Raw genomic sequence first — 18,469 nt, 5'->3', positions numbered from 1 at the left:
GCAGCGTAGCCGCTCGTCAGATGAGTGTGTACGACGGTCTGCCTGGCGCGGGCTCACAGGCTGATCCCGACGTCGAAGACGATGCTGCGACCCAGGTTGCCCCGCAGGAAATCCGGCGCATCGGGATGGGCGAACAGCACCCGGGCAAACGTGGGCCCCACCAGCGACAGCGAGCGCCACCCCTGGCGCAGGTACTCGGTGGGCGGCGGAAAATGACTGTTGAGGTCCAGCACTTCGCGCTTGAGGCTGGCGAAGGCAATGATGTCCAGCTCGCCCAGGTCCATGCCGCGCTCGGTGTAGTTGTGGGCTTTCTTGCGCAAGGTGGGCGCCAGTCTGAGCAGGAACTCGTTGGCGGGGATACGCCGGGGCTTGGCTTCGCGGCGCACCAATTGGCTCAGGGAAAAGGCGCTGCGGCGCCGTTGCAGCTCGTCGCGCCACTCGTCATTGAGGCGCCGGCCCTCGTCGAGCACGAAGAACACTTCGAAATTGGCATCGCGAAACAGCACGTCCGGCGGCTCGCCAGCGGGGGCGAATTCGTCGGCGCGATAGGGCACGTTCAGGCCTTGCAGCAGGCGTTGGCAAACCCAACGCTCACGCTCCCATTTGCGGGCATTGGAAAGAAAGGCGTTGGCCTGCTCGGCCGCAATGGTCAGCAGGCGTAAATAATCGGAATCATCCATGGGCCCAAGCTTAGCGTTCAATTGCGACAAGCTGAAAGCGTTGCGTTGATTAATGGCGGTCCTTGGGGAGGTGTAGACTGCCGACTGGAAATGACGCTGGCGAGGGGACGGCTGCGCAGCCCGGTGCCGCCAGTGCCCCGGCCACAGGACATGAAAGGTGTAACGCGATGATCGGTGCCGAACTGCTCTCACCGCAGACCCTGGCGGTGGGGTGGCTGATGTATGTCCCGGTGCTGGCTTGCGCCGTTTGGCGTGCGCCGTGGGTGGAACTGTTCACCGACAGTCGGCGCCAGCACCTGTTGTTCGGCACGGTGCTGGCGCTGTTCATGCTGTGGCTGGTGCGCCGGGATTTCGACACGGGCGTGTCGTATCACTTCATCGGCATGACCGCCGTGACGCTGTTGCTGGACTGGCCGCTGGCAATCCTCGGCGGCCTCTTTGCCCAGTCTGCACTGGTGCTGCTGGGGCGTCAGGACATGGCGGCGATGGGCGTCAACGGTGCGCTGCTGATCCTCTTGCCGGTGCTGGTCACCGAGTGTTGCGCGATCCTGGTGGAGCGCGCCCAGCCGCGCAACCTGTTCGTCTACATCTTCTGCTCGGGCTTTCTCGCCGCGGCGCTGTCGGCGTTGCTGTGCCTGCTGCTGGGGCTCGCGCTGCTGTGGTACGACGGCGTATTCGCCATGCCTTACTGGCTGGAAGACTTCATCGGTTACCTCTGGCTGATCATCTTTCCCGAGGCGTTCATCAACGGCATGGTGGTCAGTGCGCTGGTGGTGTTCAGCCCCGAATGGCTGGAGACCTTCAACCGCACGCGCTACCTGTCGGCACCCTGGAAGGATGAAGACAAATCTTGATGCATATCAAGGCCGTGCAGGCAGGCGCCGCTCATGCTCTGGAAAACTTCCAGGAGCACAGCAATGAGTGTTTATGAGTGGGCGAGACAAGAGATCAGGCGTAGCCACGATGCCGCGATGGAGATTGGTTTCGACCCGGGCTTGAGCCTGCGTGCCTTGCTCAGTGCAATCGTGCAACAGAGCAAGACAGTGCGCAGCGCCGAGGACCTGGCCGATGAGTTGAGCTTCCTCGCGGAAAACCTCGACGATCAACAGGACTACGGTTTCATGCGGCCTTAATGATGGGAGCGGGGGTTGAAGTCCTCGCTGAACAGCTCATCCTCGGCCTCCGGGCTGACCGGGATCTTGTGTTCCTCGGACGCCCATGCGCCCAGGTCGATCAGTTTGCAGCGATCGGAGCAGAACGGCCGGAACGTGCTCTGCGGGCTCCATTCGACGGGTGCGCCGCAGGTTGGGCAATCAACGGTTGGGGTTTGGCTCATGACTGGCCTCCACGCAAAGTAAGGTAAAAGTGGTGCAGCCGCTCGACCTCGCTGTGCAACCAGGCGAGGTCGCGGTCGTTGACCACCACGTCGTCGGCATGGCTCAGGCGGTCCTGGCGGCTGGATTGGGCCTTGAGGATCGCCTGGACCTGCTGTTCGCTGGTCTGGTCACGCTGCAGCGTGCGTTCGACCTGCAACTGTTCCGGGGCGTCGATCACCAGGATGCGCCGGGTCATGGCGTATTGTCCCGATTCGATCAACAACGGCGATACCAGAATCGCGTAGGGCGATTGTGCCTGTGCCAGATGATGGGCGATTTCATCGGCGATCAACGGATGCAACAGCGCCTCGAGCCAGCGGCGTTCATCGGCATTTTCGAAGATCAACTTGCGCAGCGCCGCTCGATCCAGGGTGCCGTCGGCCTGCAACACGCCTGGGCCGAAGTGTTCGGCGATTCGGGCCAGCGCCGGGCGGCCGGGTTCGACCACCCAGCGCGCCGCGTGATCGGCGTCGATGACATGCACGCCCAGGTCGATGAAGTGCTGGGCCGCCGCGCTCTTGCCGCTGCCAATGCCACCGGTCAGGCCGAGAATCCAGGGTTTTTCCTTGAGGTTATTCATAGTGAATCGACATTAGAAACCGACAGCCTGCCAATAGAAGTCGGTTATTTGACCACCCCAGAGCAATGCAATCCAGCCGGCAATGGCCAGAAAAGGGCCAAAGGGGATCTGCGTCGACCCCGGGGCGTTGCGCAGGCGCAGCACGATGACCCCGATCACAGCCCCCACCAGCGACGACAGCAACAAGGTCAGTGGCAGGATCTGCCAGCCACCCCAGGCGCCTAGCATCGCCAACAGCTTGAAGTCACCGTAGCCCATGCCTTCCTTGCCCGTGAGCAACTTGAACACCCAATACACCGACCACAAGGCCAGATAGCCCGCCACCGCTCCCCACATGGCCTGGTTCAAAGAGGCGAACAGGCCGAAGCTGTTGACGATCAGGCCCAGCCATAACAGCGGCAGGACCAGGGTATCGGGGAGCAGTTGGTGTTCGGCGTCGATCAGGCTCATGGCCAGGAGACCCCAGGTCAACACCATCACCCCTGCGGCTTGCCAGCCGAAGCCCAAATGCCAGGCGACGAACGCCGACAGCACACCGCAGGCCAGTTCCGTCAACGGGTAACGCCGGCCAATGGGAGCGGAGCAACTCGAACAGCGGCCGCGCAGCATCAGGTAGCTGAGCAGCGGGATGTTTTCCCAGGCCCGGATGCGATGGCCACAGTGGGGGCACTGGGAGTGGGGCAGCATCAGGTTGTAGACCGGGCCGGGGGCTTCGGCCGGCAGGCCCAGCAGGTCGTGGGCCTGCACGCGCCATTCGCGGCTGAGCATCTTCGGCAGACGCCACACCAGTACGTTGAGGAAGCTGCCGACGATCAGCCCGAGCAGCAACGCAGTGAGCACGAAGGCCAGGGGATAAAGCACGAAGAATTCGCTCAGGGGCATGTCAGATCGCAGAGCCGAGTTGAAAGATGGGCAGGTACATGGCAACCACCAGGCCACCGACGACCAACCCCAGGATCACCATGATGAAGGGTTCCATCAGGCTGGTGAGGTTGTCCACCAGATTGTCCACTTCGGCTTCGTAAAAGCTTGCCACCTTGTCGAGCATGTCATCCAGCGCGCCGGACTCTTCGCCGATGGCCGTCATCTGGATCGCCAGGTTCGGGAAGATGCCGGAAGCGCGCATGGAGAAATTCAATTGCATGCCGGTCGAGACGTCCTGCTTGATGCGTTGCACCGCTTGCTTGAACACCACGTTGCCGGTGGCGCCGGAAACCGAATCCAGGGCCTCCACCAACGGGACGCCCGCGGCGAAGGTGGTGGACAGCGTGCGGGCGTAGCGGGCCACGGCGGTCTTGTACATCAGCGTGCCGATCAGCGGCAGCTTCAGCATCCATTTATCGCGCCAGTCACGCAGCGCCGCGGAGCGCTTGAGGGCGTACTTCACACCAAAGAACAGGCCGACCAACAGGGCCAGTATCAGCCACCAATAGCGCTGCATGAACTCCGACAGGCCGATGACCATTAGCGTGAAGGCCGGCAATTGCGCGCCGAAGCCGGAGAACACCGACTCGAACTGGGGCACCACCTTGACCAGCAGGATGCCGGTGACCACGGCCGCGACGAGCACCACGGCCGCCGGGTAGGTCATGGCCTTCTTGATCTTGGCCTTGAGCGCCTCGGTCTTTTCCTTGTAGGTCGCGATCCGGTCCAGCAGCGTGTCCAGGGCGCCGGCCTGTTCGCCGGCATCCACCAGGTTGCAGTACAGCTCGTCAAAATACTGCGGGCATTTGCGCAGTGCCGCGGCGAAGCTGTTGCCGGCCGCGACTTCCTGCTTCACCTCGTCCACCAGCTTGCGCATGTTGGGGTTGTCGAAGCCCTCGCCAATGATGTCGAACGCCTGCAACAGCGGCACGCCGGCCTTGAGCATCGTGGCCATCTGGCGAGTGAAGAGGGCGATGTCCAACGGCTTGATGCGCTTGCCCTTGCTGAAGATCGAAGAGGTCTTCTTGCGCACCTTCTGCGGGTTGATGCCTTGCTTGCGTAACTGGGCCTTGACCAGGGCGGTGCTCTGCCCCGTCAGCTCGCCGGTCATCCTCGTGCCTTTGCGGTCCTTGCCTTCCCAGGTGTAAACATCGGTTTTGACTGCCTTGACCGCCATGTTCAATCCTTGGTGACGCGGTTGATTTCTTCGAGGCTGGTGACGCCCTGCATCACTTTGAGCAGCCCCGAGGTGCGCAGGTCATTGAAACCGTCCTTGCGCATTTGCAGGTCGATTTCCAACGAGTTGCCTTCGGCCATGATCAGGCGTTGCAACTGAGGGGTATTCCTGACCACTTCGTAGACCCCCACGCGCCCTTTGTAGCCACTGTTGCACTGCTGGCAACCGACCGGCTCATAGATCGTGAATGAGCCGATGCGTTCCCGGGGGAAGCCTTCCTTGAGCAGGGTTTCGTCGGGAATCTCGAGGGCTTTCTTGCAGTGGTTGCACAACTTGCGCGCCAGCCGCTGGGCGATGATCAAGTGCACGGCGGTGGCGATGTTGAAGCCGGGGATGCCCATGTTCTGCAAGCGGATCAGGGTTTCCGCCGCGCTGTTGGTGTGCAGCGTGGAGAGCACCAGGTGACCGGTCTGGGCGGCCTTGATGGCGATCTCGGCGGTTTCCAGGTCGCGGATCTCGCCGACCATGATCACGTCCGGGTCCTGGCGCAGGAACGAGCGCAGGGCCTGGGCGAAATCCAGCCCCTGGCGCGGGTTCACGTTGACCTGGTTGATGCCTTCCATGTTGATCTCCACCGGATCCTCGGCGGTGGAAATGTTGATGTCCACGGTGTTGAGAATGTTCAGCCCGGTGTAGAGCGATACGGTCTTGCCCGAGCCGGTGGGCCCGGTGACCAGGATCAGCCCCTGGGGTTGCTTGAGCGCCGCCATGTACAGCGCTTTCTGGTCGGGCTCGTAGCCCAGGGCGTCGATGCCCATTTGCGCGCTGGAAGGGTCGAGGATCCGGATGACCACTTTTTCGCCCCAGAGCGTGGGCAGGGTGTTGACCCGGAAATCGATCGACTTGTTTTTCGACAGGCGCATTTTCAGGCGTCCGTCCTGGGGCTTGCGGCGCTCGGAAATGTCCAGGCTGGCCATGACCTTCAGCCGTGCGGCGATACGGCCGGCCAGTTGGGTGGGCGGCTTGGCCACTTCACGTAGCATGCCGTCGGTGCGCACCCGCACCCGGTAGGATTTTTCATACGGCTCGAAGTGCAGGTCGGAGGAACCGCCCTTGATCGCGTCCAGCAACATCTTGTTGACGAACCGCACCACCGGCGCGTCGTCGGCGTCCTGGCCGGCAAGGGTGTCCTGCTTGCGATCGTCGTCCGACTCGATGTCCAGGCCGTCGAGGTCGACATCACCCATGCCCTCCAGGCCGGTGCTGCTGGACTCGAAGAACTTCTCGATGGCGTCGCTGAGTTTGTCGTCCTCCACCAGGATGGCTTCGGTGGTCAGGCCGGTGCTGAACTGAATGTCATTGATGGCCTGGTGGTTGGTTGGATCGGAGATGCCCACGAACAACTTGTTGCCACGTCGCCAGAGCGGCAGGGCGTGGTGTTGGCGGACCAGTTTTTCGCTGACCAGGCCGGCGGGCTGGTTCTCCTTGTCGAGGCTGTTGAGATCCAGCAGGGCGACGCCGAAATGCTCCGAGGCAATTTCCGCAACCTGACGACTCTGGACCAGTTTGTTCTGTACCAGGTAGCTGACCAGGGGCATGCGATTGCGCTGGGCCTGCTGGTACGCCTGCTGGGCATTCTGCTCGGTGATCAGTTCAGCCAACACCAGTTGCTTGGTCAAGCCGCTGAGTGCGATGTCATTCATGGGCATGGGGATACCAGACGCGGACAGTTCATGACTTATAGCCTAGTCAAGCATCGACGCCAAACCAGCGAGGCGGGGTGACAAAAAGTGTCAGATAGTGCGGTTGTTGGGGTAGGACGCAAGGCTTCTGGCCGGCGAAGTCCTTTGTCAGTGGCGTCTTGAGGGTTGGCATGTGCCGTGCAATAGCCGCCTCAGGACATGAGATTCCGCCTCATGCGATGGAGAAGTCTATGAGCAAGCAAAAAGGTTTTACCCTGATCGAACTGCTGATCGTCGTGGCGATCATCGGCATCCTGGCGACGTTTGCGTTGCCGCAGTATTCCAGGTACCAGGCGCGAGCGAAGGCTACCGCCGGACTGGGGGAAATATCCGCGCTGAAGGTAGCGTACGAGGATCAGATGAATCAGGGGGTTACGCCAACGTTGGCCCTCATGAACGCCCCGTCCACAACCAATAATTGCGCCATCTCGCTAACAGGTACAGCCACGACGGCAGGCTCTATCATTTGTACCCTCCAGAACGCCCCTGCCGCCATAGCAGGTAAAACGATCACGCTTAGCCGTGATGTCAATGGCGCCTGGACATGCGCATCCACCGCACCCAAGGAATACCTGCCGACCGCTTGCCCTGGTACCTGATACTGCGCGGCGATGGGGCACTCCCTCGCCGTTTAAAGCCTTCTTTGATTCATCAGCTTAGCGGCGAGGCAGAATCGGCAAGTTGCATGTTGAAAATGGGAGGCTCATGCAATTTGCATGATTATGAATTTTGCCGCTTCGCTTAACTATTTGATTTATAAGGAATTAATTGATTTATCAAAACTGGCACAGCCTTCGCACTACTCCTGGTAACCCTGCTGGATGCAAATCCGGCAGTTTCTGAGAAAAACAGGAGTTACTCGTATGAAGAAGTTCGCTATCACTGCCGCTGCTGCAACCGCTCTGACCCTGACCATGGCTAGCGCATTCGCCGAGACCACTCAAGCAACTCAGGCTCCAATGATGCTGGCTGCTGGCGAAGTGACCAAGGCGAAGGAAACCACTTCCGACACCTGGATCACCACCAAGGTCAAGGCTGACCTGCTGACCGAAAAAGGTATTCCAGGCTCCGACATCAAAGTTGAAACCAACAAAGGTGTTGTGTCGCTGTCCTCCACCGTGGCCGTGACTGATTCGCAAAAAGACATGGCCGTGGCCATTGCCAAGAAAATCAAAGGCGTCAAAGCCGTCTCAGCTGATGGCCTGAAAGCCGAGTAAGGCTGACGAGTTCTCGCCTGGACCGGGAGAAGGCGCGGCAAGCGGGCTGAGTCATACGCCTGCCGTTGCTTTTGAAGTTCATGCGAAGGCCACACGGACGTGGCCATTACAGGCCCCCGGCATACGTGCCGGGGGCCTGTTCTATTCAGGGGTGGAAAACTGGCGTGAGCGGGGGTGGTGGGTATTCGCGAGCAGGCCCGCTCCCACATGGGGTGGCCTGCACGATCCCTGTGGGAGCGAGCTTGCTCGCGAAGAGGGCGCCCTTTCAGCGCCCGCGCTTGCCGGTGATCTGCACCAACCGGTTTCCCTCAAAACGCAGGTACTGGTACATGCCGCTGTTGGGGCCGTAGGTCCATTCCTCAACCGGGTATTCTTCCCGGCGATTGACGCTGCGCTTGTAGCCCAGGTCGTCCCGCGCCGCAGGCTCGCCACACTTTTGCAGCACTTCGCTGGAGCGGTCGCCGACGCTGATCAACTGGCTGCCGCAACGCAGCGTATCGGCTGCCGATGCCGTGCCGGCGGCCAGCCATGCGCCCAGCCCGAGCAGGTACAAACACTTCATCATTCGGCATCCAGGTGCATGGGGGTAATGACGCGTCCGTCGCTCTCGGCCTGGCCGAGGCTGGCGTCGATGAAGTAGACGCGGTCGTCGGCCAGGCGCCCTTTGTCCACCAAAAAGTCCTTGATGCTACCGGCCCGCTCTTGCCCCAGTTGGCGCAGCAACACATCACTGCCGCTCCAGAACTTGATCACGCTTTCGCGCAGCTTGTCGGTGCGCGCTTTTTTGTCCAGCTGCGCCCATTCGGCCGGCGGCTGGGTCTTGAGGCGGGTGCGATAGATGCCTTCGAGCAACGGTGCCTTTTCATCTTCGGGCACCTGCAACAGCGAGGCCTGGGCCGGCACCTTGTCGCCGCGCCGCTGCAGCATCTTGTAGTAGTTGTACTGGTATTCACGTTCCAGGCGCTGGGCGGCGAGCAGCGGGCCGTCGCTGCTTTCGGCCGCCGTGCCTTCGATCTCCAGGCGCAGTTCCGGGCGCTTGCCCAAGGCTTCGGAAAGTTTGAGCAGCACGCCCTCGCTTTCTTTGCTCAAGTCGCTTGAACCTGGGGCGAATGCCACGCTGCCGAGGTCCTCCGAACCGCCACCGGACACCAGCCCGCCGATGAGCTTGAACGGCGCCTGCGCCGCGCGGACCACCAGGTTGCGCAAGGTCTGCCAGACAATCGGCATGACGCTGAATTGCGGGTCGTTGAGGTTGCCGGTCACCGGCAGTTCGATGGAGATCTTGCCTTCGGAGTCCTTCAGTAGTGCGATGGCCAGCTTCAATGGCAGGCTCACGGCGTCCGGGCTGTCGACTTTTTCCCCCAGTTGCAATTGCTCGACCACCACTTTGTTTTCAGCCTGGAGCTGACCCTTGGTGATCCGGTAATGCAGGTCCAGGTTGAGTCGGCCCTTGCGGATACGGTAGCCGGCGAACTTGCCGGAATAGGGGGTCAGGGTGGTCAGCTCGACCCGTTTGAAACTGGTGGCGATGTCGAGGCTGGCCATCGGGTCGAAGGGGTTGACTGCCCCCTTGATGGTGACCGGCGCATAGCGGTCGACCTTACCCTTGACGTCGACGCTGGCCGGCTTGGCCTCGCGGCTGTCGATGGTGCCGATCTGGCCGTTGAGCTGTTGGATGGCCGTGGCGAAATTCGGCGTCAGGCTGAAGTCGGCGAAGTTGGCCGAGCCGTCGTTGATGGCGATGCCACCGATGTGAATGCCCAGGGGTTTTTCCGCCGAGGCCGGTTTGGCCGCCGCGGTTTTCGGCGCGCCCTCGGCCGGTTGCGGGATCAACAGGTCATCGACGTTGGTGGTGCGGTCGTCGTTGATCATGAAGCGGGCATAAGGCTGGAACAGGTTGACCTTGTCGATGGAGAGGCGGTCACCGTGCTGGTAGTCGAGGCCTTCGAGGACCAGGCTCTGCCACTTGAGGAAGTCCCGGGTCTTGAGGGTGTCGAGGGTGTGCAATTGATCGACCTGGGCACGGCCGGTCACTGCAAAGGCCAGCGGCTCGGTGCTCTTGAGGTCTACCGCCAGGTCGCTGCCGAGCATCCCGGAGCGCAGTTCCAGGCGAATGAACGGGTTGATGTACGACTGGGCGACTCGCAGGTCGATGTCCTGGGTCTTGACCTTGAGCCGGGCGCTGATCGGGTTCAGGTTCACCTCGCCGTCGGCGAGGATCTTGCCCTGTTTGCCCAGCCCGGTGTCCAGCTTGAGGGTAAAGGGCGAACCGTTGAGCATGTCGTAGTTCTGCAGGTCCAGGTTCAGCGGGCCGACTTCCAGTGCCACGGCAGGTTGCGCCTGGCGGTCGGCCAGGTGCACCTGGTAATTGCGCAGTTGCACGTCTTTCAACAACACCTGCCAGGGTTTGCTGGGGGCGGCGGGTTCAGGTTTCGGTGAGTCGGCGGCGGCCGGGGCTGAAGCGGGTTCGGCCTTGGCCTGTGGCTTGGCCGGCTGGCTGGCGAAGAGCTTCTGCCAGTCGAGCTGCCCGTCCGCCTCGCGAGCGGCCCAGGTCTCGAGTTTCTGGCTGCGGATCTTGCCCACCACCACTTGTTGCTTGGCCAGGTCGACCGTGGTTTCGCTGACGTCCAGGCGTTCGAGCCTGGCCAATGGCCGGCCATCGGGCGCCTTGATGGCGAAGGGCGCGACGCTGGCGGCGACATTGTCCAGGCGCAGCTCGGTGCCCTTGGCCAGGTTGAGTGTGTAGTCGGTGCTGACGTTCAGCACGCCGTTCTCCAGCACCAGCGGTACGGCGTCGCGGACGTAGGGCCAGAAGGCTTTCATCTGGCCGTCGGTGATCTTGAGTTTACCTTCGGACGCGATGGGCGTAAGGCTGAAGTTACCGGTCCAGTCGACACGTCCGCCGCCAGGGCCGACGGCCACCAGGGTCATGTCGGCGCTGTCGTCGGGCAGGGTGCTGAGGTTATTCAGCTCGAAATCGAGGGCGTCGTAGAGAAACTCGATCGGCTCGCTGGGGCGCAAGTCCTGGAAGTGCACGTAGCCGCTGGCCAGCTTGATCCGGTCCACACGCAGTGGAAATGGCTTGGCCTCGGGGTCGGCCGGGGTCGGCTCGCTGGCCGGCAGCTTGAACAGGCCCAGCAGGTTCAACTGGCCATCCTTGGCGAACACCACCTCGGTCTTGGGTTTGTCCAGCTCGATGTCGGCCAGGTGCAGGGCGCCTGACCACAGGCTGTCGACCTGCAGGTTGGCGTACAACCGTTCGAAACCAATCTGCTCCTTGCCCGGTTCCCCGATGCTCAGGCCCCAGAGGGTCACTTCGAGGCTGAACGGATTGAGCTCGACCCGCTGGATCCTGGCGGGCACCGTGGCGTGTTCGGCCAACTGCTGATTGGCGATCCGCAAGGCGACACCGGGCAGGATCAGGAAACCCAACAGGCTGTAGAGGGCCAGTGCGGTCAACAGGGCGCCGAGAGCGCGGAGCAATCCTTTGGGCATGTGCGGCTTCATCTGATGTGAATTCGGAGTGCCTTGGAGTATGGCATGCGTTTGCGGTTCCGAAACCACTGTGATTTATGAGACTTGTCCGCTTCTGCAGTAGGATTGCGCCGGATTCAAAGCTGCAGGATCAACGTCTTGAGCGGCGGCTGATGGTCCATCGAAGGGAAATCGCTGCCGGGCGTCAGTACGCTCCACTCCCGAACCGGGCGGCCAGCCTTTTGCGCGCAGCGCAGCACCTGCTCGCGCCAGTCGTCCATGGGCACCTTCGCCAGGTTGTTGCAGCAGATCAGCACGCCGTCGTCGGCGGTGGTCAGCAGCGCCGGTTTGAGCAGGCTCTGGTAGTCGCGCAGCAGGTCGACGGTGCCGAACGCGCTCTTGGCCCAGGCCGGCGGGTCGAGCAGCACCAGATCGTACTGGCGCGGTTCCAGGCGCACATAACTGGGCAGCTTCTGGCCGCGCCGCTGGCTGATGGGCAGGCCGGCCAACTGACGGATCGCCGGGAAGTAGTCCGACTGCACGAACGTCATGGCCGGCAAGGTCGGGTTGAGCAAGCCATTCTCACGGCCGACCGCCAGGTTGCCTTCGGCGAAGTCGAGGTTGCAGACGTCCCGCGCCCCACCGGCGGCCGCGCTCAGGCCGACGCCACAGGTATAGGCGAACAGGTTCAGCACGCTCTTGCCGCGGCTGTGGGCCTTGACCCAGCCCCGAGCGTTGCGCAGGTCGAGGAACAGCAGCGGGTCCTGCCCGGCATGGCGCCCGCGCACGCGGTAGTTCAGGCCCCACTCATGGCCGACCAGGTCTTGCAGGGCGGCTTCGTCAGCCTGGTAGACCGTGTCCTGGCGATCAATGCGCGAGTTGCCCCCCGAGCGGTCGTTGTAGACCAGCAGGGTGTCCAGGCCCAGGTGTTCGTTGACGATGCCGTGCACTTGCAGCAGGGCATCGCGCTCCAGCGACTGGTGGAAGCTCTGCACCAACAGTTGCGGGCCGTAGCGGTCGACGGTCAGGCCGGGTGCGCCTTCCTGGCTGCCGTGGAAGAGGCGATAACAGTCGGTGCCTTGCTGGTGCAACTGGCCGAGCAGGTCCTGACGCTGGTCGAGGGCGGCGCGCAGCGCCTGATTCAAGGAAGACATGCCATGCGCGCCTTAGAGAAATGAGGCGCGGGAGTTTAGCAGCTATGGACAGTGTATGCGGTTCACAGCCGAGCACTGACCGTGGCGAGGGAGCTTGCTCCCGCTGGGGCGCGAAGCGGCCCTGTTTTTTTTGGGGCTGCTACGCAACCCAGCGGGAGCAAGCTCCCTCGCCACAGGGATTGCGGTGATATCAGCGATTCAGGCGCTTGTCGATCAGCCCTTCCACCACGCTCGGGTCGGCCAGGGTCGAGGTGTCGCCCAGGCTGTCCAGCTCGTTGCAGGCGATCTTGCGCAGGATGCGTCGCATGATCTTGCCCGAGCGAGTCTTGGGCAGCGCCGGTGCCCACTGGATCAGTTCCGGCTTGGCGAAGCTGCCGATCTCCTTGCTGACATGGGCCAGCAGCTCCTGCTGCAACGCTTCGTTGGCCTCGACGCCGTTCATCGGGGTGACGAAGGCATAGATGCCCTGGCCCTTGAGGTCATGGGGATAGCCGACCACCGCCGCTTCGGCAATGCTGTCGTGCAGCACCAGGGCGCTTTCCACTTCGGCGGTGCCGATGCGGTGGCCGGAGACGTTGATCACGTCGTCGATGCGCCCGGTGATCCAGTAATCGCCATCTTCATCGCGACGGGCCCCATCCCCGGTGAAGTAATAGCCGGGGTAAGGCTTGAAGTAGGTGTCGACCATGCGCTGATGGTCACCGTAGACGCTGCGGATCTGCCCGGGCCAACTGGATTTGATGGCCAGCACGCCGCTGCCGGCGCCGCTGATCTCCTTGCCCACTTCGTCCAGCAGCACCGGCTGTACGCCGAACATCGGCCGGGTGGCGCAGCCCGGCTTGAGCCGTGGGGCGCTGACCAGCGGGCTGAGCATGATGCCGCCGGTCTCGGTCTGCCACCAGGTATCGACAATCGGGCAGCGCTGTTCGCCGACCGCATTGAAATACCACTCCCACGCTTCGGGGTTGATCGGCTCACCAACGCTGCCGAGCAATCGCAGGCTCTGGCGAGAAGTGTCCTGCAGGGGACCGGGGCCTTCGCGCATCAGCGCTCGCAGGGCCGTCGGCGCGGTGTAGAAAATGTTGACCTGGTGCTTGTCGATCACCTGCCAGAAGCGTGAGCTGCTGGGATGGCTCGGTACGCCCTCGAAGATCAGCGTGGTGGCGCCGTTGGCCAGCGGTCCGTAGACGATGTAGCTGTGGCCGGTGACCCAGCCCACATCGGCGGTGCACCAGAAGACTTCGTTGTCGCGGTAGTCCAGCACGTACTTGAACGTCATCGCCGCTTGCAGCAGGTAGCCGCCGGTGGTGTGCAGGACACCCTTGGGTTTGCCGGTGCTGCCGGAGGTGTAGAGGATGAACAGCGGGTCCTCGGCGTCCATCGGCTCGGCCGGGCAGTCGTCGCTCGCCTCGTGCATGGCCTGGTGGTACCACAGGTCGCGGCCTTCGACCCAGCTCACCTCGCCCTGGGTGCGCTCGACCACCACCACGGTGCTGACATTCGGGCAGCTTTCCAGGGCCTTGTCGACGTTGCGCTTGAGCGGTATGAAGCGCCCGCCGCGCACGCCTTCGTCCGCGGTGATCACGGTGCGGCAATCGGCGTCGAGAATCCGATCGCGCAGCGAGTCCGGCGAGAAGCCGCCGAACACCACCGAGTGCACCGCACCGATGCGGGTGCAGGCGAGCATGGCGTAGGCCGCTTCCGGAATCATCGGCATGTAGATGCAGACCCGATCGCCTTTTTTCACTCCACGACTTTTCAGCACGTTGGCCAGGCGGCAGACATGGTGATGAAGTTTTTTGTAGGTGATTTGCGCCGATTCGGCGGGGTTGTCGCCTTCCCAGATGATCGCGACCTGGTCGCCACGGGTGTCCAGGTGACGGTCGATGCAGTTGGCGCTGACGTTCAACTTGCCGCCGGCGAACCAGGTCGCGTCGCCGTTCTTGAGGTCATAGCGCTGGACGGTTTGCCAGGGTGCCATCCAGTCGAGAAAGCGCGTGGCCTGCCCGGCCCAGAAGGCGCTGGGGTGTTCGATGGATTCCTTGTAGAGCCGCTGGTACTCGTCCTGACTCAATTGCGCAGCCCGGCGGACGGTGTCGGCTTGGGGGTACTGGCTGATCTCGAACATGACGGATCCTTATTCTTGTTTTTGCGACAAGCCTAAAGATGCGCCCAGCGAATATCGAGTTCAAGCTGTACATGAAGTCATTGTGGGAGCGGGCTTGCTCGCGAAGGCGGGGTGTCAGGCACATGAATGGCCACTGACACAACGTCTTCGCGAGCAAGCTCGCTCCCACAGGGGGATGCGAACCTCGGGGGTTAGCCGCGATGGCGTCCGCGGAAGTAGTTGATCAGGCCTTGGGTCGAAGCGTCTTCCGCCGGGCTTTCTTCGCTGCCCACCAGACGGTTGTACACGCCTTTGCCCAATTCCTTGCCCAGCTCCACGCCCCATTGATCGAAGGCGTTGATGCCCCAGACCACGCTTTGCACGAACACCTTGTGTTCATACAACGCCACCAGCGCACCCAGGCGCCGCGGGCTGATGCGTTCGACCACCAGGGTGTTGCTCGGACGGTTGCCCGGGATCACCTTGTGGGAAGCCAGTTTCTGTACCTCTTCTTCGCTCGCGCCCTTGTCCCGCAGCTCGGCTTCGGCTTCGGCGCGGGTCTTGCCCAGCATCAGTGCCTGGCTCTGGGACAGGCAGTTGGCGTACAGCCACTGGTGATGGTCGGCGACCGGGTTGAAGCTGACGATCGGCACGATGAAGTCGGCCGGGATCAGTTGCGTGCCCTGGTGCAACAACTGGTGATAGGCATGCTGGCCGTTGCAGCCGACGCCCCCCCAGATCACCGGCCCGGTGTCGGTGGACACGGGGGTGCCGTCCTGGCGCACGCTCTTGCCGTTGGACTCCATGTCCAGCTGTTGCAAGTGCTTGGTGATGTTACGCAGGTAGTGGTCGTACGGCAGGATCGCGTGGCTCTGCGCGCCCCAGAAGTTGCCATACCACACGCCCAGCAGGGCCAGCAGCACCGGCATGTTCTGTTCGAACGGTGCGCTCTGGAAATGCTGGTCCATGGAATAGGCCCCGGAGAGCAATTCCTTGAAGTTGGACATGCCGATGGCCAGGGCGATCGGCAGGCCGATGGCCGACCACAGCGAGTAGCGCCCGCCGACCCAGTCCCACATCGGGAAGATGTTTTCTTCGCGGATACCAAAGGCCACGGCAGCGGCGTTGTTGCTCGACACCGCGATGAAGTGGCGATACAGCTCGGCCTCGGAACCGCCCTGGGCGAGGTACCAGGAACGAGCGGCCTGGGCGTTCTTCAAGGTTTCGAGGGTGTTGAAGGATTTCGACGAGACGATGAACAGCGTGGTCTCGGCGCGCAGCTTCATGGTCAGTTCGTGGAATTCGCTGCCGTCGATGTTTGCCAGGTAGTGGCAACGTACGCCTTTGTGCGTGTAGGACAACAGGGCTTCGGACACCAGTTGCGGGCCGAGGAACGAGCCACCGATGCCGATGTTCACCACGTCGGTGATCGGCTTCTCGGTGTAGCCACGCCACAGGCCGTCGTGGATGCGGCCTACCAGGTCGGTGATCTGGTTCAGCACCTTGTGGACTTCCGGCATCACGTTGACGCCGTTGACCGACAGCTTGTCGCCCACTGGGCGGCGCAGTGCGGTGTGCAGGGCCGGACGGCCTTCGGACGAGTTGACGATTTCGCCTTCGAACAATGCCTTGATCGCGCCCTGGAGGTCGACTTCGTTGGCCAGGCTGACCAGCAGGTCGCGGGTCTGGGCGTTGATCAGGTTTTTCGAGTAGTCGAGAAACAGGCCGCAGCTCGACAGGGTGAATTGGTTGAAACGCTGCGGGTCGGCATTGAACGCTTCGCGCATGCTGAAATCCTGCATGGCTTTGCGGTGGTCATTCAGCGCTTGCCAGGCGGGCAGAGCGGTCACGTCATGAGGGGTTCGGTAGTACGCCATCGCTGCGGGTTTCCTTTTTACTTGAACGACCTTTTGTACACTAAAAATGCCGGCGCGGCATGGGACGGGCGTCCGGACACTGCATCGGGACGATCGCCGGACGCAGGGCGACTACAGTAAACCTCGCGTTGCGATCTGTCTCGGCTTTGTCAGACCTCAGGGCGGTACTTTTTTATACATCGGGGCTGGGGAGGTGGCGACGAGCGGGTGCGGTGCCACGATCTTGCGTGAGAGCGAGCCTGGCGCGCGAAGGCGGTGGCTCAGTCAGCATTGAAGCCGATGGATCCACCGCTTTCGCGGGTAGGCTCTTTCCACAGCAGGGTAGGTCAGAGAGGCGCGTCGAGGTCCAGGTGCAGGTTGTCGATCAACCGGGTGGTCCCGAGGAAGGCGGCCACCAGAATCACCAGGTCGCGATCTTCCTGGGTGGCCGGGCGCAGGGTTCGGGCGTGGCGGACTTCCAGGTAGTCGGGGCGCAGGCCTGCCGCTTGGAGTTGCTGGATCTGCCCGGCGACCAACGCCGGGTAATCGCGCTGTCCCTTCCGGATGGCCTCGGCAATCTGGCTCAGGCCACGATAAACCACAGGGGCGACGGCGCGTTGCTCGGCGCTGAGGAAGCCATTGCGCGACGACAGCGCCAGGCCGTCGTCGGCACGCACGGTTGGTTCGCCGATGATCTGGATCGGCATGTTCAAGTCATGGACCAGCGCGCGGATCACCGCCAGTTGCTGGAAGTCTTTCTGGCCAAACACCGCGATGTCAGGCTGGACCATGTTGAACAGCTTGCTGACCACCGTTGCCACGCCCTCGAAGTGCCCGGGGCGGCTGGCGCCACACAGGCCTTCGGATAACTGCGGGACGCTGACCCGGGTCTGCCCGGTCATGCCGTCGGGGTACATCTCCTCGACGCTGGGGGCGAACAGCAGGTGGCAGCCGGCCTGGAGCAGTTTCTCCTGGTCGGCCGCCAGGGTACGAGGGTACTTGTCCAGGTCTTCGCCGGCGCCGAATTGCAGCGGGTTGACGAAAATGCTCGTCACGACGAAGTCGGCCCGTTGCCCCGCCTTGGTCACCAGCGCCACGTGGCCGCTGTGCAGGTTGCCCATGGTCGGCACGAAGGCGATGCGTTTGCCTTCGCTGCGGGCGCGAGCCACGGCGGCGCGCAGTTCGCGTACGGTTTTGACGGTGTTCATGCGGAGAATCCGTGTTCGACGCCCGGGAAAGTCGCGGCCTTCACTTCGGCTACGTAGGCGCCCAGGGCGGCCTGGATGCTGGTTTGCCCGGCCATGAAGTTCTTCACGAACTTGGGCGAGCGCCCGGTGAGCGACAAGCCGAGCATGTCGTGCAGCACCAGCACCTGGCCGTCGGTGGCGTTACCGGCACCGATCCCGATCACCGGGATCTTCACTGCCTGGGTGATTTCTTCCGCCAGTTCGCTGGGCACGCACTCGAGCAGCAGCATCGCCGCGCCGGCCTGTTCCAGGGCAATGGCATCGGCGCGCATCTGGCGTGCCTGGTTTTCATTGCGCCCCTGGACCTTGTAGCCGCCCAGGATGTTCACCGCCTGCGGCGTCAGGCCCAAGTGCGCGCAGACCGGAATGCCACGTTCGGCCAGCAGCCGGATCGAGTCGGCCAGCCACAAGGCCCCTTCGACCTTGACCATGTGCGCGCCGGCCTGCATCAGCTGGGCGCTGTTGGTCATGGTTTGTTCGAGGGTGGCGTAGGCCATGAATGGCAGGTCGGCGAGGATCAGTGCATCGGTGTTACCGCGTTTGACGGCGGCCACGTGATAAGCCATGTCGGCGGTGGTCACCGGCAGCGTGCTGTCGTGACCTTGCAGCACCATGCCGAGGGAATCGCCCACCAGCAACACTTCGACACCGGCTTCGTTGCAGGCGTGGGCGAAGGTGGCGTCATAGCAGGTCAGCATGGCGATTTTCTCGCCTTTTTGCTTGAGACCTTGCAGCGTGGTCAGGGTAATAGCTGGCATGAAAAAGTCCTCTTCAGGCGCTCGTGAACTACTGCTAGTAACGCGCATGATTCGTCATTTACACAGGCGCACCCTCTTATGCGTGGTGCTTGTAAGGCCTGGATTGCGCCCTTAAACGCCGCGTTGGCGGCTATGGGACGCCTATAGTCGTGAGGAGGACCCGGGAAGTCAATTGGA

Annotated in this window: 17 protein-coding genes; 4 read left to right on the top strand and 13 right to left on the bottom strand. The window is 62.5% G+C overall.

The genetic code is table 11. From position 1 onward, the window contains the following. Positions 1 to 53: 53 nt before the first annotated feature. Entirely contained in the window at positions 54 to 680 is a 627-nt protein-coding gene (locus tag VM99_07600; GenBank protein AKJ97929.1) for a hypothetical protein, read from the bottom strand. A 167-nt stretch (positions 681 to 847) separates the two neighbouring features. Between VM99_07600 and VM99_07595 the strand changes: the two genes are divergently transcribed. Together VM99_07595 and VM99_07590 are read left to right on the top strand one after the other, a co-directional pair. Then, complete coding sequence (locus VM99_07595) at positions 848 to 1,534, top strand: membrane protein (GenBank protein AKJ97928.1); 687 nt, start codon at positions 848 to 850, stop codon at positions 1,532 to 1,534. A gap of 63 nt (positions 1,535 to 1,597) precedes the next feature. Then, complete coding sequence (locus VM99_07590) at positions 1,598 to 1,813, top strand: 4-hydroxy-3-methylbut-2-enyl diphosphate reductase (GenBank protein ID AKJ97927.1); 216 nt, start codon at positions 1,598 to 1,600, stop codon at positions 1,811 to 1,813. Here VM99_07590 and VM99_07585 read toward each other — a convergent pair. From VM99_07585 to VM99_07565, 5 genes are read right to left on the bottom strand one after another with little or no spacing between them, the layout of a single operon-like run. Next, on the bottom strand, positions 1,810 to 2,016 hold the full coding sequence (locus VM99_07585) for a DNA gyrase inhibitor (GenBank protein ID AKJ97926.1): 207 nt from the start codon (positions 2,014 to 2,016) through the stop codon (positions 1,810 to 1,812). The genes VM99_07590 and VM99_07585 overlap by 4 nt on opposite strands. Continuing rightward, a complete protein-coding gene (locus VM99_07580; GenBank protein AKJ97925.1) occupies positions 2,013 to 2,636 on the bottom strand; it encodes a dephospho-CoA kinase in 624 nt (207 codons plus the stop codon). The genes VM99_07585 and VM99_07580 overlap by 4 nt, the downstream gene beginning before the upstream one ends. Before the next feature lie 12 nt (positions 2,637 to 2,648). After that, entirely contained in the window at positions 2,649 to 3,518 is an 870-nt protein-coding gene (locus tag VM99_07575) for a methyltransferase (GenBank protein AKJ97924.1), read from the bottom strand. Between the two features lies 1 nt (position 3,519). Beyond that, the gene (locus VM99_07570) at positions 3,520 to 4,737 is read right to left on the bottom strand and encodes a type II secretion system protein F (GenBank protein AKJ97923.1); all 1,218 of its coding nucleotides are present in this window, start codon (positions 4,735 to 4,737) and stop codon (positions 3,520 to 3,522) included. Positions 4,738 to 4,739: 2 nt separating this feature from the next. Further along, the gene (locus tag VM99_07565; GenBank protein ID AKJ97922.1) at positions 4,740 to 6,440 is read right to left on the bottom strand and encodes a general secretion pathway protein GspE; all 1,701 of its coding nucleotides are present in this window, start codon (positions 6,438 to 6,440) and stop codon (positions 4,740 to 4,742) included. 230 nt (positions 6,441 to 6,670) lie between these two features. Here VM99_07565 and VM99_07560 point away from each other — a divergent pair, with 230 nt between their 5' ends. Both VM99_07560 and VM99_07555 read left to right on the top strand, forming a co-directional pair. Continuing rightward, positions 6,671 to 7,078 carry a fimbrial protein gene (locus VM99_07560; protein ID AKJ97921.1) on the top strand — a complete coding sequence of 136 codons (408 nt, stop codon included), beginning with the start codon at positions 6,671 to 6,673 and terminating at the stop codon, positions 7,076 to 7,078. A gap of 264 nt (positions 7,079 to 7,342) precedes the next feature. After that, entirely contained in the window at positions 7,343 to 7,696 is a 354-nt protein-coding gene (locus VM99_07555) for a phospholipid-binding protein (protein AKJ97920.1), read from the top strand. Between the two features lie 265 nt (positions 7,697 to 7,961). Here the strand turns inward: VM99_07555 and VM99_07550 are convergent, their stop codons facing one another. The 7 genes from VM99_07550 to panB form a co-directional block, all read right to left on the bottom strand. Continuing rightward, entirely contained in the window at positions 7,962 to 8,258 is a 297-nt protein-coding gene (locus VM99_07550; GenBank protein AKJ97919.1) for a hypothetical protein, read from the bottom strand. Then, complete coding sequence (locus VM99_07545; GenBank protein AKJ97918.1) at positions 8,258 to 11,191, bottom strand: hypothetical protein; 2,934 nt, start codon at positions 11,189 to 11,191, stop codon at positions 8,258 to 8,260. The genes VM99_07550 and VM99_07545 overlap by 1 nt, the downstream gene beginning before the upstream one ends. Positions 11,192 to 11,307: 116 nt before the next feature. Further along, the gene (locus VM99_07540) at positions 11,308 to 12,324 is read right to left on the bottom strand and encodes an SAM-dependent methyltransferase (GenBank protein ID AKJ97917.1); all 1,017 of its coding nucleotides are present in this window, start codon (positions 12,322 to 12,324) and stop codon (positions 11,308 to 11,310) included. Positions 12,325 to 12,514: 190 nt separating this feature from the next. Then, entirely contained in the window at positions 12,515 to 14,452 is a 1,938-nt protein-coding gene (locus tag VM99_07535; protein AKJ97916.1) for an acetyl-CoA synthetase, read from the bottom strand. 191 nt (positions 14,453 to 14,643) lie between these two features. After that, on the bottom strand, positions 14,644 to 16,308 hold the full coding sequence (locus VM99_07530) for a glucose-6-phosphate isomerase (GenBank protein AKJ97915.1): 1,665 nt from the start codon (positions 16,306 to 16,308) through the stop codon (positions 14,644 to 14,646). A gap of 326 nt (positions 16,309 to 16,634) precedes the next feature. Continuing rightward, on the bottom strand, positions 16,635 to 17,495 hold the full coding sequence (locus tag VM99_07525) for a pantoate--beta-alanine ligase (GenBank protein AKJ97914.1): 861 nt from the start codon (positions 17,493 to 17,495) through the stop codon (positions 16,635 to 16,637). After that, positions 17,492 to 18,292 (bottom strand): 3-methyl-2-oxobutanoate hydroxymethyltransferase, encoded by an 801-nt coding sequence (gene panB / locus VM99_07520; protein AKJ97913.1) that lies wholly within the window; start codon positions 18,290 to 18,292, stop codon positions 17,492 to 17,494. Before panB ends, VM99_07525 begins: the two co-directional genes overlap by 4 nt. Positions 18,293 to 18,469 lie beyond the last annotated feature (177 nt).

Source organism: Pseudomonas chlororaphis, from assembly GCA_001023535.1.
GTDB classification, from domain to species: Bacteria; Pseudomonadota; Gammaproteobacteria; order Pseudomonadales; family Pseudomonadaceae; genus Aquipseudomonas; species Aquipseudomonas chlororaphis_E.
The sequence above is the reverse complement of the archived record's forward strand: the minus strand, read 5'-3'. Positions and strand labels throughout refer to the sequence as shown.

Bases quoted from the DNA above. Each gene is read 5' to 3' on its own strand.
- VM99_07540 (AKJ97917.1), bottom strand. From the start codon at position 12,324: ATGTCTTCCTTGAATCAGGCGCTGCGCGCCGCCCTCGACCAGCGTCAG.
- VM99_07565 (AKJ97922.1), bottom strand. From the start codon at position 6,440: ATGAATGACATCGCACTCAGCGGCTTGACCAAGCAACTGGTGTTGGCT.
- VM99_07555 (AKJ97920.1), top strand. From the start codon at position 7,343: ATGAAGAAGTTCGCTATCACTGCCGCTGCTGCAACCGCTCTGACCCTG.
- VM99_07550 (AKJ97919.1), bottom strand. From the start codon at position 8,258: ATGAAGTGTTTGTACCTGCTCGGGCTGGGCGCATGGCTGGCCGCCGGC.
- VM99_07585 (AKJ97926.1), bottom strand. From the start codon at position 2,016: ATGAGCCAAACCCCAACCGTTGATTGCCCAACCTGCGGCGCACCCGTC.
- VM99_07525 (AKJ97914.1), bottom strand. From the start codon at position 17,495: ATGAACACCGTCAAAACCGTACGCGAACTGCGCGCCGCCGTGGCTCGC.
- VM99_07570 (AKJ97923.1), bottom strand. From the start codon at position 4,737: ATGGCGGTCAAGGCAGTCAAAACCGATGTTTACACCTGGGAAGGCAAG.
- VM99_07545 (AKJ97918.1), bottom strand. From the start codon at position 11,191: ATGCCCAAAGGATTGCTCCGCGCTCTCGGCGCCCTGTTGACCGCACTG.
- panB (AKJ97913.1), bottom strand. From the start codon at position 18,292: ATGCCAGCTATTACCCTGACCACGCTGCAAGGTCTCAAGCAAAAAGGC.
- VM99_07575 (AKJ97924.1), bottom strand. From the start codon at position 3,518: ATGCCCCTGAGCGAATTCTTCGTGCTTTATCCCCTGGCCTTCGTGCTC.
- VM99_07560 (AKJ97921.1), top strand. From the start codon at position 6,671: ATGAGCAAGCAAAAAGGTTTTACCCTGATCGAACTGCTGATCGTCGTG.
- VM99_07535 (AKJ97916.1), bottom strand. From the start codon at position 14,452: ATGTTCGAGATCAGCCAGTACCCCCAAGCCGACACCGTCCGCCGGGCT.
- VM99_07595 (AKJ97928.1), top strand. From the start codon at position 848: ATGATCGGTGCCGAACTGCTCTCACCGCAGACCCTGGCGGTGGGGTGG.
- VM99_07530 (AKJ97915.1), bottom strand. From the start codon at position 16,308: ATGGCGTACTACCGAACCCCTCATGACGTGACCGCTCTGCCCGCCTGG.
- VM99_07600 (AKJ97929.1), bottom strand. From the start codon at position 680: ATGGATGATTCCGATTATTTACGCCTGCTGACCATTGCGGCCGAGCAG.
- VM99_07580 (AKJ97925.1), bottom strand. From the start codon at position 2,636: ATGAATAACCTCAAGGAAAAACCCTGGATTCTCGGCCTGACCGGTGGC.
- VM99_07590 (AKJ97927.1), top strand. From the start codon at position 1,598: ATGAGTGTTTATGAGTGGGCGAGACAAGAGATCAGGCGTAGCCACGAT.